Source organism: Planctomycetia bacterium (assembly GCA_034440135.1).
Taxonomy (GTDB): Bacteria; Planctomycetota; Planctomycetia; order Pirellulales; family JALHLM01; genus JALHLM01.
This window is the reverse complement of record JAWXBP010000522.1, coordinates 1-11,658: the sequence shown is the minus strand read 5'-3', so window position 1 is coordinate 11,658 and position 11,658 is coordinate 1. Positions and strand designations below refer to the sequence as shown.

The window sequence follows — 11,658 nt, the reverse complement described above, 5'->3', positions numbered from 1 at the left end:
ACGACCTGGCGGACTGGCTTGTGGGACGGCTGGCGTATCATCGAGATGATGTCGTCAGGGCGGCTTGGTTTCTCGAGCTCGCGCGAAAATTGCAAGACGACGTGACGTCCTTTACTGACCCATGGCGCCGCCGATTGCGCGACCGCACATTGCTCGAAGGCGCTGCAGCGGTCGTCATCGAAAAGCTGGTGCCGCACGAACTGTCGCCCACCTATTGGAACGACACGTTGCGCACGGTCGTGGGAATCTGACTTGCGCCTGGATGTTGCGCCTACTCCCCGGTGCGCCGGCGGCAGACTACCATGACTTGGGTTGACCCACCAAGTTCGCGCGTCGGCGTGAATCGAACGGAATCGGAATTTCCCCATGGCCAAACGCTGGCGGATTCATCCTCATGACGTCGAGCGGATCGCGCAATTGGCGCGGAGCGCGGACGTGCCGCCGGTTGTGGCGCAGTTGCTGCTTTGCCGTGGCATCTCCTGTCCGAAGGTCGCGCAGGAATTCCTCGCGCCGAAACTTACGGGACTGAGGCCGCCGGAGGAGTTGCCGGGCGTACCGTTGGCGGCTCAGATTCTGTGGCAGGCGATTCGCGACAAGAAGAAAATCGTCGTCTACGGCGACTACGACGTCGACGGCATGACCGCCACGAGCCTGCTGTGGCAATGCCTGCGCCTGCTGGGCGCGGACGTGAGTTATTACGTGCCGCATCGGCTGGACGAAGGCTACGGGCTGCATCGCGAGGCGCTCGAGAAACTCGCCGGCGAAGGCGCGCAAGTGGTCGTCACCGTCGATTGCGGCGTGGCGAGCGTGGCGGAAGCGGACGTGGCGGCGGCGCTGGGCTTGCAACTGATCATTACCGATCACCACGAGACCGCCGCCGAGTTGCCGCGCGCGGCGGCGATTGTGCACCCTCGGCTGCCGGGTTCGGCGTATCCCTTCGGCGGGCTGTGCGGCGCTGGCGTGGCGTTCAAGCTGGCGTGGGCGCTCTGCCAGCAGGCCAGCGGCGCGAAGCGCGTCAGCGAGCCGATGCGGAATTTTCTCTTGGAAGCCGTCGGCTTGGCGGCGCTGGGAACGATCGCCGACGTGGTTCCGCTGGTGGATGAAAACCGCGTGCTCGTGACGCACGGCTTGCTGAGCCTCAAAGAGCGTCGAGGGATCGGGCTCGCGGCGCTGTTTCAGGTCACGGGGTTGGACAAGCAATCCCGTATCGACTGCGACCACGTCGGTTTCACGCTCGCACCGCGGTTGAACGCGGCGGGTCGATTGGGTCAGGCGCGGTTGGGTGTCGAATTGCTGACGACATCGAGCCCGGAGCGCGCCACGGAGTTGGCGCAGTACATTCACCAACTCAACGAGAGCCGGCAGACGCTGGAGCGGAGCGTTTACCTCGCGGCCCACAAACAAGCGCAAGAGGATTTCGATCCGGTTAACGACGCCGCACTGGTCCTGGCCGGGCGCGGCTGGCATCCGGGCGTGATCGGCATCGTGGCGGGGCGGCTGGCCGAGAAGTTGCATCGCCCTGTCGTGATGCTGTCGCTGGATGAAGTCGGCGGCCGGCCGGCGCAAGGCTCCGCGCGGAGCGTGGCCGGGTTCAATCTTCACGAAGGGCTGGCGTCCTGCGCGCATCACTTCGAGAGCTTCGGCGGTCATGCGGCCGCGGCGGGCTTGAAGATCGAAGAAGCGAAGATCGACGCCTTTCGTGCCGATTTCTGCGAATACGTCTCCACGTCGATCCAGCAGGCGGAACGCGTGGCGGAGTTATGGATCGACGCCGAGGCGCCGCTGAGCGCCTTCAACGCGAAGGTCGTCGAACAGTTGGAGCGGCTGTCGCCGTTTGGGCAGGGCAATCCGCGCCCGTTGCTCTGTGCCAGCGATGTGACGTTGGAAGAACCGCCGCGCCGGATTGGCGGCGGGGGGCGGCACCTCTCGCTGCGCGTCGCGCAGCACGGCGCCCGGATGCGGGCCGTCTACTTTGGCGGCGGCGATGACGAGGAAAAACTCGCCGCGCACCAGGGGACGTTCTCGATTGCCTTTCGCCCGGTGATCAATGAGTTCAACGGGCGGCGCAACGTAGAGCTCCAGCTCTCCGATTGGCGCGCCAAAGCGGACGCGTAGGGGCTCGCCTTCTATCGCCTGTCTCTTTCAGGCCGGTCGGCGTGGACGCTGCATCGTCCAACGCGCCGAGGTCATAGACCTCAACTACAGACGAGCGTTGAGAAAATCTTGGCTGCGCAAAAAAAACGGGGGCCTCTGACGCGCCACATCCACATTGGCAATGCAGGATAGCCAGGGGCAAGTTAACTATCCTACCTCAGAACGTCAGAGGCCCCGCGGGCCAGTCTCACTCAGTCGCTTCCGACTCACCTCAGCGGCTTGTCGAAAGCGGACTGCCCTAAAGCACGCGACGTACCGGGGTGGCAATATCTCGTGAAAGGGGTGACAACGTCGTCGCGTAACCCTCGCTGCATCAATGGTTTATAAATTTACGAAAATTTGCAGGGCGCGAAAAACCAGCCCCAATGGCGGCAAAAAACGTGTATGGTATCGCAACACATAGCTGCGTATTAATGCGATCACCTCTCCCGAAGCAACTCCGGCGCAGAAGCGTCTCAGTTTGAGATGACGCAGCCGGTGCGGCCGCGATAAAGCATTAGGCAAGTAGTGCTTGCGCGCATTTTTTAAAAGGATATGCGTGTCAAAGCCGCCGAGCGCGGCGTCTCAAAATGCGACGAAAGTTCAGGCTTTCTTCGCCATCTTCGCGCGCGTGTCGACCACCAGCTTGACGTACTCGGAGGCGAGCGTCTCAATTCGAGCAAAGTCGCGGTCCTTCAAACTGCGACCGTCGACCAGGGAGCTCCCGACACCGAGCGCGAAGGCGCCGGCGCGGAGGAAATCCGCGGCGGTTTCGAGATTCACGCCGCCGGTGGGCATGAGCCGGACTTGCGGAAGCGGCCCGGCGAGCGCCTTGAGGTAGGCCGGACCGGTCAGGTCCGATGGGAAAATCTTCACGACGTCGGCCCCCGCTTCCCAAGCCTGGAGCACTTCGGTCGGCGTCAGCGCGCCGGGCATGACGACCTTGCTAAAGCGACGGCAGAGGCGAATGACGTCCAGGTTCACGGTCGGGGAAACGATGAACTCCGCCCCGGCCAGGATCGCGATGCGGGCCGTTTCGGGATCCAGCACCGTTCCGGCACCCAGCAGGATGCGGTCCCCCAGGGCGTCCGCCATCTGCTCGATCACGCGATGCGCTCGTGGAACCGTGAAGGTGACCTCGATCGCTTCCACGCCGCCACGGAGGAGCGCCGCCGCGGCTTCGGTTAGCAAACCACCGTCGTCGCCGCGCATCACAGCCACAATCCCAGTCCGGGCGATTCGATCGAGCGTGTTCATTGGATTTTCGCGTATCAAAGGTGGTTCAACGACGCCTGTTCCCACAGATTCTGTGGAAAAACCGTTGGATTCGTAAGGGCGGTTCCCCGGGCCGTCTCTCAATCGCTGTCCGGCGCGGCGCTGGCTTTTGCGGTAAACTAGACCACTGAATTGCCGTCGTCCACTTGTGGCGACTACAAACCTCCGGCCAACGCTGATCCGCTCGTGTCCCCGCAAATTCGCTTTTTCGAAAAAAAACGGGGGGCGCGCCGGACTGGCTCCAAGTTTTGGGGAACGGTCTTCGAGGCCTTGTTTCACCTCGGCTTGCTGCTGACGGGCTGCCTATTGCTGGTCTGGATCCTGGTGACCCGCATCTATCCGCATTGGGGCGCGAATCGATATTTCCATGAGACGCGCGCGGTAGTGCTGGATCGTCGGATCCTCGAAACTGGCAACGGCGATACGCGCCTGTATCGGCCGGACGTCCAAGTGGAGTATGTGGTGGACGGGGCGCAGTATCGCACCTGGACGTTCGCTGTTACGAGGACGAACTATCCCGAGCGCGGCTTGGCCGAGCGCGCGGCGGAGCGATTTCAAGTCCGTGGCGACTATCCGCTATACTACGATCCCGCCGAACCGAGCCGGGCGGTGCTGGTGCGCGACCACTCCGGCACGTCCTGGTTGCTGCTGTTTATTCCCGGCGCGCTCGTGATGGTGGGCAGCGTTGGCTTGGCGTTTCGCGTCGCCACGCTTGGCAAATCCACGGAACGGCGCGCGGTGATGCACGCGCAGCGCAAGACCGTGGAGCTGTTCGACGAGACGCCGCAAGTGGCGCCGGAATGGCCCACGATTCCGACCGATCGCGACGTGACGAATAGCCCCGGCACTAAGTTGGCGTACCGGCTGCCGATTGAAACGTCGCCTGGCTGGAAGCTGGCAGGAACGGCGATCGCCTGCGCAGTTTGGAATCTCGCGACGGCACTGCTGACCTCAGTCGCCTTGCGCGATCACTTGGACGGCGATCCGAACTGGCTACTCAGCGTGCTGACCGTGCCCTTTGTGCTGACCGGCGCTTGGCTCGTGTTTTACGTGATTCGCCTGTGGGTCAACACGACGGGCGTAGGCCCGCCGCGCGTGGAGATCTCGGCGCATCCGCTGCTGCCTGGCGAGAGTTACTCGACGTACGTCTGGTTGCCGCAGTCCGGACAGTTGCGATTTGATCGGTTCACGATGAGCCTCGTCTGCGAGGAGCGCTCGGTCTACCGACTGGGCACCGACTCGCAATCGATGCTGCAACGCGTCTATCAACGGCCGGTGCTCGGCGGCGACGAACTGACGATTCACCGCAACGAACCGTACGAGGCGACAGCGACGTTCACCGTGCCGGAATCGGCGATGCACTCGTTTCGTTCGGGACACAACAGCGTGGACTGGAAACTGGTGCTGCGCGGTAGTATCAAAGGGTGGCCCGACTACGAGCGCGCTTATCCGCTCGTGGTGCACCCGCGGCGGCAACGGGGGACGGAGGGATGAAGCGCGCCAGCGTCCACATTCGCATCGATCGTCCGAATCGCGTCTATCTTCCCGGTGACACCATCGCCGGCAGCTATTCCATCGAGGCTGCGCAACCCGAGACGGTGCAGGCCGCTGAACTGTCGATTCTTTGGCACACCGAAGGAAAAGGGGACGAGGACTTCGCGGTTCATCACTTCGAGCGGATTTCGCGCGATGTGCAGCCGGACTGGGATCCCAGCGACGTGCGGGAGTTTACCACAGCGCTGCCGAATAGTCCGCTCAGCTACGACGGCATAATCGTCAAGATTCGCTGGCGGATTCGCGTCCGCATGTTTCTCGCCGGGGAGCGCGAACTTGTGGAAGATTTGCGCTTCCAACTGGGTCATGTGCCGACGGCAATTCCAGTGCCGATTCCCGTCTAAGACTGGCAAAACTAAACGCGGCGAGGCTGTCGTTCCGCCACGCGCGTGAGGCTTTCGTGGTAGTAGGCGATCGCCTCAGCGGGATTGAGATTGAAAATGGCGCGGCCGTCAGTGCGCCATTGCGCACCGTCGAAGCGAAAGACCGCGGTCGCGGCGCGCAGGTTCCCGACGGCCTCGACGTCTTCCATGGGTCCGCCTTCGATCGCTTCGAAGCGAATCGTCACGCCCACGAAGGCTTGCAACTCGGCGCGCGAACCACGGTCGCGCGCGTAGGCGACTTCATCGGCGAAGTCGCAATCCGCCCACCGTAGCCCGCGCGGCTTGCCGCTGGCGGCCGCCAGCTCGTAAAAGCGGTGCTCCAGGCGTTCGCGCTGGAGATGGAAGTCCCGCTGGCATTTTTCCAGATCGGGGGCGGTCCAGGCCTTCCGCATCGGCCGCCATAAGAGAGCCGCAGCGATTGCGAGGCTGACTACGAACGCGCCGACGATCCACCACCACATGGGGTCCATGGCATCTTCCTTGCTGATCCGGACGCGAATGGCTCGTTGCGCTGTCCGAGCGTGACATTGCGGCGAGAAAGTTGCCCCATCCGCCAAGAGCCCAACCCCGACGCCCGTCCCCTGATTCTACGCGAAGCTTGCAAGGTCGGGCAAGAAACGGCCGCAAGAATTTATTGCGCGGCAGCAATATGGATTGTGGGAGGCGTCTCCGACGCCGATTCGGTGGGCGTTTGTTAGGGCATCGCGCGGTCTCGAAGTGCCGCGCCGAATCCATCGGCGTCGGAGACGCCTCCCACAGTCGCCCCATCTTCACGGGTCAGAAGCTGGTAAAAGCGTTACGCTGTTTCGTGTTCTTGGACCTGTAGCTCTTGGCACATGAGCTCGCGGATTTTGAACTTCTGGATCTTGCCGGTCACCGTTTGCGGAAAAGAATCGACGAATTTGACGTGCCGCGGGACTTTGTAGTGCGCCAAGTGGGCGCGGCAGTAATTGCGGACTTCGTCGACCGAGAGTTCGCAGCCGGACTTTAGTTTGATCCAGGCGCACAGTTCCTCGACATACTTCGGATCCGGCACCCCCACCACCGCGGCTTGCTCGATCGCCGGGTGCGTGAACAGAAATTCCTCGATCTCGCGCGGAAAGATGTTTTCCCCGCCGCGGATGACCATGTCCTTGATACGGCCGGTGATGCGGTAATAGCCGTTTGGCTGTTGAGTGGCGAGGTCGCCGGTGTGGAGCCAACCGTCGCGATCGATCGCCGCGGCCGTGGCGTCGGGATTGTTGTAGTAGCCGAGCATTACCACATGTCCCCGCGTGCAGAGTTCTCCCTGCACGCCAGTCGTGACCGCTTCACCAGTAGCGGGATCGACGATTTTCACTTCCACGCCCGGCAGTTCGCGTCCCACGGTTTCTACGCGCAGCTCCAGCGGGTCGTCGGTGCGCGTTTGCGTGATTACGGGCGAGGCTTCGGTCTGCCCGTAGGCGATGGTCATTTCCCGCGCACCCATGCGGTCGATGACTTTGCGCATAACTTCGATCGGGCAAGGGCTGCCTGCCATGATGCCGGTTCGCAAGGACTTGAGGTCCCGCGCGGCGAAGGTCGCGTCCTCCAACTCCGCGATGAACATCGTCGGCACGCCGTAGATTGACGTGGCGCGTGCTTGTTCGATCGCGGCGAGCGTCGCCGTCGGTTGAAAATACTCGGCCGGCACGACCATCGCCGCGCCGTAGACCACGGCGCATAACGTGCCCAGCACGCAGCCGAAGCAGTGATAGAACGGCACCGGAATGCAGATGCGGTCTTCCGCGGTCAGCCGCTGGCATTGCCCCACGTAGAAGGCGTTCATCAGCAGGTTGCGGTGGCTGAGCGTGGCTGCCTTAGGGAAGCCAGTCGTGCCGGATGTGTATTGAATGTTGATCGGTTGCTCGGCCATCAGTTGCGCGGCGCGGGCATCGACCTCTGACGAGTTGATGGACTCGCCGCGTTCCAGCATCTGTTCCCAGGTGATTGAACCGCCGGGTTGGCCGCCCTTGAGGGCCACGACGTGCCGCAGCTTCGGGAACTCGCTCAGCGATAGTTTGTCCGGCGCCGCCTGGGCCAGCTCGGGACAGACCTCGCCGAGCATGGTGAAATAGTTGGACGTCTTAAAGCGGTCGACGAGAAACAACGCGACGGCGTCGCTCTGCTTGAGCACGTAGTTTAGTTCGAAAGGCCGATAGGCGGGGTTCACCGTGACTAGCACGGCGCCGATTCGCGCCGTGGCGAACTGCATGACCACCCACTGCGGCACGTTCGTGGCCCAGATGGCGACATGCTCGCCCGCTTGAATGCCGAGCGCCAGTAGCCCGCGCGCGGCGCGCGCTACTTCGTGGCCGAATTGCGCATAACTCCAGCGCAAGTCCAATTCCGGAAACACGAGCGCATCGCGCTCGCCATGCAGGGCGACTGTGCGCAACAGGGCTTCGCCAATGGTTCGTCCATCGACCCATGGCACAGGGTTTTCGTCAGCCATCGTGGGGGCGCTCCGTGGGATAGCGGACGCATTGTAGCGTGGTGCGCCGGTCGGCGGGAATGTCGGATCGTGCTTCGTCTAAGCGGCAGCAACATCCATCGCGGTAAGAAAGCGGACTGTGGGAGGCGTCTCCGACGCCGATAGCGAGGACGTTACTCGCTCGCCTCACGGCCAGTGCCAACAACCACGTCGATCAATCGGCGTCGGAGACGCCTCCCACAGGGTTAGCGCGCGCCTCGTCCGCCAGAATCGCCTTCAACCCATGCTTGTAATTGGGATACTTGAGCGTCAAAGGAAGCTCAGTAAGCAGGCGGCGGATATCGAGACGCTTGCTGGATTCGGCTCGCGAGGCGGCGGCGGCGCTTACGTCGGGTTCCACGTACTCGGGCCGGGGTGCGTTGAGCCGTCGGGCGACCTCGTTGTAATACGCGCTGCGTTTCAACGGGTGCCCGTCGGAGACGAGGTAGGTTCGCGGAGTCTGGGCAAATTCCGCCGCCAACAGAACGATTCGCGCCGCGTCTTCGACATGAATCAGATTGAGATATCCTTCGGTCGGCAGCGCGAGCGGCTCGCCCGCGCGAATGGCGGCGAGTCGCGGAATTCGACCGGGGCCGTAGATGCCTGCCAGCCGCAAGATGACGGCCCGCTCGCCCAAAGGGTGGCGCCGGAGCCACGACTCGGCTTCCAAGCAAATCCGTCCGCCCTCGCGCGTTGGTTCAGTAGGCGAATCCTCGTCGACGATCTCGTCGTGGCTTTGCCCATAGACGCCGGTGGAGCTGATATAGATGAATCGCCCCACCTCGGCCGGCAGCATAGCGAGCGCGCGGCGCAGGCCGTCGACGTAGACGGTCCGCATCGCGTGGCCGGCATGGCGATCGAATCCGATTGCGAACAGCACCGTGGTGGCCGCCGGCAGCGCTGGCCAGGGCTCAGGCTGAGTGATATCCACCTCGATCACTTGAAAACCGTCCGCTCGAAGCAGCGCGGCGCGTTGCGGGGAGCGCGTTGTGACCGATACGTCGTCCCCGGCGTCCCGCCAGAGCTCCGCCACGCGTCGCCCGAGATAGCCGCAACCCACGATCAGTCGAGTGTTCGGCACTTTAGGATCCAGGGTGCGCCCAACGTTGTGCCGCAGGCGCTACGAGACGAACAGTGAGGGCAGCCGACCCATAGAAGGAAAGCGAGTAGGTGGGAGTCGAACCCACGGTGGCGGACTTTCAATTATTCCAAGCGACCCAGTTTTCCCGTCTCTACAAGCGGCGGTACACAGTTTTTTACACAGAACTCTGTTTTGGTCAAAAACGTGATGGCATGGCCTGGGATAGTTTACCCGCGCCGCTCAAGGCCGCAATGGCGGCGATCGTCGATGCGACAATGGCAACCTTGCCTAAATCGGACTATTCGGAGGAAACCACCTCGGAGCGTGCATGATGCCCGGACGAATCCCGCGCAAAGCACCTTGCCCCTGTGGCAGCGGTCGGGCTCGTTGAGATATGCAACTCCGAGTCACAGGGTTAAGATCGTCGCCATGCGTAGTCCATGGCTCAGGTTTCAACTTTCCAGCGCGTTCGTCTTGCTGAGCATCCTTTGTTGGGTCTTGGCAACTCGCCCATTCTGGCACGAACACCATCGAATTATCGCCTGGATCGGGGCGAATCGCAGCCAGGCAATTACGGTAATTGACCGTGCGAAATTCCCCCTTTCGCAAGACGAAGAGGAACTACTTGAACCATTGCAGGGGTCGCGCCGCGTCAACATCAACAATGAATCTTACTACCGACCGAATCCCAGCCTCTTTTGGCCCGGCCTAGCATTCGCCACGTTCATTGGATGGAAATGCCGCAAGGTAGCGACCCGTCCAACAGTTGCATACGTACCACGATGCCCCCTGAACAACTCGCCGAGCTAGAAATCTACGCCACCGGTTACTTCGCCGGACATGCCGAGCCGTTGGGGCCGTGGGCCAGCGGCTTCATTCTGGCGGCTGGCGCTCTGAGGCATCCAAGCCGCGATTCACCGCATCCCCAACCGTCGCCAGAAAATAAATCCCGCGCCGATTAGGAACGCGGTCCCGACTGCCTTGATGGAAAGGCTAATCCAAAAAGTCGGATGGTTGATCCGGAAACACGCGAACGCCACGGCAAGCAACGTGACGATCGCGAACAGGCGCCAGAGGCTGAATCGGGCTTTTTGCATCGCGTCGATTCTACCCGTGCGGAAATGGCAGGTAGTGATGCCAATTCAGAAGACTTCTCACACGGTCGGCGCGAGGAATTGGCAAGCGGGTTTTTTTCATGCGCTGGAGGGTAGAATCAGTCGGTTGCGGTTCACACACTCCCACGGGAAGACACCATGCGTGCCATCGCTGGCCCAATCGTCGTGTTTTCGGGCGCATTCCTTTGGAGCGCTGGAACGATCGGCTATTCGCTGATGTACATGGCGAAACAAGGAAACATCGACCCGCCTCAGTTTGCCACTTGGGGTGGCGTTGCAATTAGCGTGGTGGGACTGCTCCTGACCGTGGCTGCGTTTGCAAGAGATAAGGATATCGCGAGATAAATCCCGCTCGTCGCCAACTGTCTCAAACGGTTTCACGTCCCTGGCGGCTATCTCCCCGTCGCCGCGACCGGCGAACCAGCGCTCCTGAAATGAGGGACAGCGCCGGACCGGTCAAGATCGACCGTACGAACGTCGCGAATTCACCATTCCGCTGCTTCCCCGCTGCACTGCATCAGGCGGGCCGCACACCGCACACCACGAATTCCGCGCGAAATGCCAAACTCGCGATCCACTCGCTTGTTTCTAGACTACAATACCGCCAGTTGCCGGCAATCGCCGTCGCTTCGCCGACACGCCGTAGCCGTAACTTCTCGCGTCAGCCACTGCAGCTCATTTCCTATCGCAGGTACCACTACGATGTTGTTGACATCGCCGATTCCCGGCCGCATTTCCTGGCGAGCGCTGGCCGTGTTGACATGCAGCCTGCTCACGTCCATTCAGGCGAATGCCCAGACCGGCGCCAAGCCCAAGCCCAGGCCGGCCGCGCCCGCGGGGCAAAGCGATCCGCGAGCGGATGATCGCGCTGGGATTCAAGCCGCGATGACGTCGTTCCGCGAGGCGTTTAAGGCGCGTGACGCCAAAGCCATGACTGCCCATTGGACCGCCGAAGGCGAATATCGCAATCAGAGCGGCGTGCAACTGCAGGGACGGGTGGCCTTGGAACAAGCGTTCGCGGCCTTTTTTGCAAAAACGCCGGAGTTGAAAGTGGATTCGCAACCGGAGGCGTTGCGCTTTCTTTCGCGCGATTCCGCAGTTCAAGAAGGCGTCGTCAACGTGCAGCGCGGCGCCGCGGAACCGATGGTCCCGGCGCGCTTCACCGCGCTCCTCGTCCGCGAGGACGGCTCGTGGCGATTGGCAAGTCTCGTCGAGTCACCGAAGGATGACGTCTCCGTGGCGGACATCGGCTGGATCGTCGGCGAGTGGAAATCGACCGGGGAATCCGGCGCCGAGATCGACTCGACCTACACCTGGTCGGCCAACAAGAAATTCATTCACGGGCAATTTTCGATCAAAGAAAAGGAACTCACTCTGACTGGCGCGCAGATCATTGGCGTCGATCCCGCCACCGGCATGCTGCATTCCTGGACCTTTGAAGCGGATGGAGGCGTGGGCGAGGCCGACTGGAGTCGCGACGGCGATCATTGGGTGCTGGAGGCCGCGGGTACGATGACCGATGGTAGTTCGCTTTCCGAAACGAATCTGCTCCGCCGCGTCAACGACGATTCGTTCACCTGGCAATCGATCGATCGCTTGTTGGACGACGAAGAACTGGCCGATCTT

The 11,658-nt window shown here is 62.1% G+C and carries 12 protein-coding genes; 8 read left to right on the top strand and 4 right to left on the bottom strand.

Annotation, left to right across the window (positions count from 1 at the left end; genetic code table 11):
• Both SGJ19_29390 and recJ read left to right on the top strand, forming a co-directional pair.
• On the top strand, window positions 1–251 hold a 251-nt coding region (locus SGJ19_29390; GenBank protein MDZ4784381.1), incomplete at its 5' end, for a hypothetical protein.
• A gap of 115 nt (window positions 252–366) precedes the next feature.
• Window positions 367–2,115 carry a single-stranded-DNA-specific exonuclease RecJ gene (gene recJ, locus SGJ19_29385; GenBank protein MDZ4784380.1) on the top strand — a complete coding sequence of 583 codons (1,749 nt, stop codon included), beginning with the start codon at window positions 367–369 and terminating at the stop codon, window positions 2,113–2,115.
• A 621-nt stretch (window positions 2,116–2,736) separates the two neighbouring features.
• Here recJ and eda read toward each other — a convergent pair.
• Window positions 2,737–3,390 (bottom strand): bifunctional 4-hydroxy-2-oxoglutarate aldolase/2-dehydro-3-deoxy-phosphogluconate aldolase, encoded by a 654-nt coding sequence (gene eda, locus SGJ19_29380; protein MDZ4784379.1) that lies wholly within the window; start codon window positions 3,388–3,390, stop codon window positions 2,737–2,739.
• 204 nt (window positions 3,391–3,594) lie between these two features.
• Here eda and SGJ19_29375 point away from each other — a divergent pair, with 204 nt between their 5' ends.
• Window positions 3,595–4,902 (top strand): hypothetical protein, encoded by a 1,308-nt coding sequence (locus SGJ19_29375; GenBank protein MDZ4784378.1) that lies wholly within the window; start codon window positions 3,595–3,597, stop codon window positions 4,900–4,902.
• Window positions 4,899–5,306 carry a hypothetical protein gene (locus SGJ19_29370; GenBank protein ID MDZ4784377.1) on the top strand — a complete coding sequence of 136 codons (408 nt, stop codon included), beginning with the start codon at window positions 4,899–4,901 and terminating at the stop codon, window positions 5,304–5,306. The genes SGJ19_29375 and SGJ19_29370 overlap by 4 nt, the downstream gene beginning before the upstream one ends.
• Window positions 5,307–5,317: 11 nt before the next feature.
• On the opposite strand, the gene SGJ19_29365 is transcribed toward SGJ19_29370, so the two are convergent.
• The 3 genes from SGJ19_29365 to SGJ19_29355 form a co-directional block, all read right to left on the bottom strand.
• On the bottom strand, window positions 5,318–5,815 hold the full coding sequence (locus SGJ19_29365; protein MDZ4784376.1) for a hypothetical protein: 498 nt from the start codon (window positions 5,813–5,815) through the stop codon (window positions 5,318–5,320).
• Between the two features lie 326 nt (window positions 5,816–6,141).
• Window positions 6,142–7,818 (bottom strand): AMP-binding protein, encoded by a 1,677-nt coding sequence (locus SGJ19_29360; protein ID MDZ4784375.1) that lies wholly within the window; start codon window positions 7,816–7,818, stop codon window positions 6,142–6,144.
• Window positions 7,819–8,011: 193 nt separating this feature from the next.
• Window positions 8,012–8,917 (bottom strand): NAD-dependent epimerase/dehydratase family protein, encoded by a 906-nt coding sequence (locus SGJ19_29355; GenBank protein MDZ4784374.1) that lies wholly within the window; start codon window positions 8,915–8,917, stop codon window positions 8,012–8,014.
• Window positions 8,918–9,006: 89 nt separating this feature from the next.
• Here SGJ19_29355 and SGJ19_29350 point away from each other — a divergent pair, with 89 nt between their 5' ends.
• The 4 genes from SGJ19_29350 to SGJ19_29335 all read left to right on the top strand — a co-directional run.
• Window positions 9,007–9,249, top strand: coding sequence for a hypothetical protein (locus SGJ19_29350; protein ID MDZ4784373.1), 243 nt, complete (start codon window positions 9,007–9,009; stop codon window positions 9,247–9,249).
• Window positions 9,250–9,699: 450 nt separating this feature from the next.
• Complete coding sequence (locus tag SGJ19_29345; GenBank protein MDZ4784372.1) at window positions 9,700–9,879, top strand: hypothetical protein; 180 nt, start codon at window positions 9,700–9,702, stop codon at window positions 9,877–9,879.
• Window positions 9,880–10,170: 291 nt separating this feature from the next.
• Window positions 10,171–10,377, top strand: coding sequence for a hypothetical protein (locus SGJ19_29340; protein MDZ4784371.1), 207 nt, complete (start codon window positions 10,171–10,173; stop codon window positions 10,375–10,377).
• Between the two features lie 357 nt (window positions 10,378–10,734).
• On the top strand, window positions 10,735–11,658 hold a 924-nt coding region (locus tag SGJ19_29335; GenBank protein ID MDZ4784370.1), incomplete at its 3' end, for an SgcJ/EcaC family oxidoreductase.